We start from the raw sequence: 2,222 nt of genomic DNA on the forward strand, positions 1-2,222 counted from the left end.
CATTGCTGATTTCCGTCTGGACAAGAACTTAAAGAACTCTTAAAGAGATTACTTAATAATGGCGAACTGTCGATTAACTGGAATAAAAGTATTCGTAATAAGGGAAACAAAGTTATGGCGAACTAAATGTCTGTTAGCTTATGAGCTACTACCCAGATGATTTAGCACTATTAAGTTGGAATGGGGCGTTGTTGATTGAACCAGAACCGCTAGCTGCTGCAACTGCTGTGGCTCTAATTGAGTTTGCTAATGTCCAGTTGTTGCTCATGCGTACCTATGATGCCGAGTTAGATACACAGCTGCCACAAATGTATCAGAGAATTGCCAGGGAACAGTAACGCTTTGAACTACCCCTAGTCCGCCGTTACAGCCAGTTGCTTCACGACGTTCAAAGTTTGGTAGCTGAAGTTACTCAAGTAACTGAGCGTGTTGATAACGCTCTAAAGGTAACGGATGATGTATATTGGAACCGACTATATAGCGCCCTGCTAAATGTCTTGTGAGTAGATGTGTGGCGTGATGGGGTGGAACATGAATTAGCACTTATACGCGAGAATTATAGTATGCTCCACGCTGAAGCCGATGCCGAGCGAGCTTCAGCACTAGAATGGACAATCGTTTTGCTAATCCTATTTGAGATTGGTATGGCACTATTGGGACACTAAGTAAAATCTAATTTATCACTCCCGAGCAAATACAATACTGTGCGGTTACCGCAGGTGTGGTAGGAGAAGTTAACGAAGGAGAAGTAATGGAAATTTTTTTGTTTCTATTTGGGCTTAGTTGCTTAATTGCAATTGCGTGGGCAATCGCACTATTAAGCCATGCAGTTTTCGGTCGCAAGCGTCGGCAACAAAACCGACCTCAACAGCATCCGTCATCAAAGTCAACAAAACTTAGACAGTGCCAAGCATCGCAGCCTACTACTCCTGTACTACCAGTTCCACCTTTTGAGGTGGTCGTACTAGAGAGTGGTTTTACCCTGTAAGCTATTCATTACATAGTTTGCCGACCTACCCACTACCGCATGACTACACCCGTCTGCTACATCAAGCTGATATCTAGTTAAACTCAAGAGTATTTTCAGGACATTTTTATGAAAAACGATTTAGAACTTTACGACTTAAATGCCGAGTGCTGGTGGAATGAGAATGCCAAAATTTATGCTCTCAATCATCTCAATCAGCCTCGATTTAGCTTTTTTGATCGTTATGTCAATCAATGGCAAGGGTTAAACGTTCTAGATGTCGGCTGTGGGGGAGGGTTTTCTTGTGAGTTCATGGCAAGACGGGGGGCAATTGTCTCTGGCATTGACCAATCTCAAAAATGTATTAAAAAAGCTCAAGAACACGCAAATGATAATTATTTTGCAATAGATTATACTTATGGTTTTGCAGAAAATTTACCTTATGAATCCCGTAGTTTTGATGCTGTAATTTGTGTCGATGTTCTAGAACACGTAGCAGATGTAAATAAAGTTATTGCCGAAATTCACCGAGTATTAAAATTTGGAGGAGTATTTTTTTCGATACAATTAACAAAAATTTTAAATCTAAACTTATTATGATCTGGCTATTAGAATACATATTACGGCAAATACCTTGTGGCATTCACGATTGGCAAAAATTTATCAAACCTAAACACCTTGTAGAGTTAATGGAAAAACAGGGGTTTGTTGATTTTGATATCAAAGGGTTTAATGTTCTAGGAGAAACTATATCTGAAAACCTACAGGCTTATCTTTATTACCAAAGAAACAAAAATTTCCGCATCACAATTAGTGATAATACTTCGCTCATGTATATCGGGAAGGCAGTAAAAGCAGAAATGCCCAGTTAGGGTGTAGGCACTAATCTGTTCTCCTAAATCTTTCACAAGGCAGACGTTATAGCAAATGGCAATTGTTATTCTCCTGACAGCAAAGAAGAGTAATATTTATGCAACTGAAGCCAATTCAGGAGCAGGTTGTTGCGATTGTTAGGGCATCAAGTGACCTTGGGCTAAGAGACAGCGCTTCAAGTTGCCCTAAGAGACTTGTTTAACAAGCTTCCCTGGAAAGAGTTTAAAGCGTGGCTATCCTATTGCCCTTTCAAGACCATCAAGAGATAAAACGATTAGTCAAGCCGGGGATGCAATTTAGGTATTTACAGCAATTCTTGGTTGGGCAAGATACAGTTAAGGAGAAAAGTTGAACTGAAATTAAATGAAAGCTTATTCAGTAG

At 39.9% G+C, this 2,222-nt stretch carries 4 protein-coding genes; all 4 read left to right on the forward strand.

Annotated elements, in window-relative coordinates:
• Positions 1 to 140 precede the first annotated feature (140 nt).
• The 4 genes from C7B70_RS28180 (at position 141) to C7B70_RS27465 (ending at position 1,839) form a co-directional block, all read left to right on the forward strand.
• The gene (locus C7B70_RS28180) at positions 141 to 338 is read left to right on the forward strand and encodes a hypothetical protein (RefSeq protein ID WP_233221171.1); all 198 of its coding nucleotides are present in this window, start codon (positions 141 to 143) and stop codon (positions 336 to 338) included.
• Between the two features lie 413 nt (positions 339 to 751).
• Entirely contained in the window at positions 752 to 988 is a 237-nt protein-coding gene (locus C7B70_RS25670; RefSeq protein WP_146134189.1) for a hypothetical protein, read from the forward strand.
• A 108-nt stretch (positions 989 to 1,096) separates the two neighbouring features.
• The gene (ubiG, locus tag C7B70_RS27460; protein ID WP_199192585.1) at positions 1,097 to 1,567 is read left to right on the forward strand and encodes a bifunctional 2-polyprenyl-6-hydroxyphenol methylase/3-demethylubiquinol 3-O-methyltransferase UbiG; all 471 of its coding nucleotides are present in this window, start codon (positions 1,097 to 1,099) and stop codon (positions 1,565 to 1,567) included.
• Positions 1,564 to 1,839 (forward strand): hypothetical protein, encoded by a 276-nt coding sequence (locus C7B70_RS27465; RefSeq protein ID WP_199192586.1) that lies wholly within the window; start codon positions 1,564 to 1,566, stop codon positions 1,837 to 1,839. Before ubiG ends, C7B70_RS27465 begins: the two co-directional genes overlap by 4 nt.
• Positions 1,840 to 2,222 lie beyond the last annotated feature (383 nt).

The sequence above is a fragment of the Chlorogloea sp. CCALA 695 genome (assembly GCF_003003885.1).
Classification (GTDB): domain Bacteria; phylum Cyanobacteriota; class Cyanobacteriia; order Cyanobacteriales; family Chroococcidiopsidaceae; genus Aliterella.